This window comes from bacterium, assembly GCA_026416715.1.
GTDB lineage: Bacteria > UBP4 > UBA4092 > JAOAEQ01 > JAOAEQ01 > JAOAEQ01.
The window spans coordinates 380-839 of the sequence record JAOAEQ010000055.1; the positions used below are offsets into that span (position 1 = coordinate 380).

Genomic DNA, 460 nt, shown 5'->3' on the forward strand with positions numbered 1-460 from the left:
GAATAAATGCGGGAATATCAATCTGCGAAGATTTATGGACCCCAAATGAATTATATAATTTAAAATGTAAAATAGATTTTTTAATTAATTTAAGTTCATCTCCATATCATAAGGGAAAATGGAAGGAAAGGTACAGAATATTTAAAAGAAGGGCAAAAGAATTTAATTGCGAAATAATTTATGTTAATCTGATTGGCGGACAGGATGAACTTGTATTTGATGGACACAGTCTTATTTTAGATAAAACAGGAAGAATAATTATTCATGGTAACCAATTTTCCGAAGATGATATTTATTATGATAGTGTAGTAAAAAGTAAAAGAAAAAATAAGGAAGACGGCAAGATAAAATTAATAAAACTTAATTACAAGCTAAAAGAAAAATTAGCGCTTTTAAAAATTAAAGAAAAATTTATCCCAATGTCAGAAGAAGAAGAAATTTATAGTGCTTTAATTACAGG

Annotated in this window: 1 protein-coding gene; it reads left to right on the forward strand. The window is 26.5% G+C overall.

Annotated features, from left to right (window positions below; all coding sequences use genetic code 11):
- Positions 1–460 (forward strand): hypothetical protein (locus tag N3A72_12445; GenBank protein MCX7920386.1); only part of this gene is annotated, 460 nt, incomplete at both ends.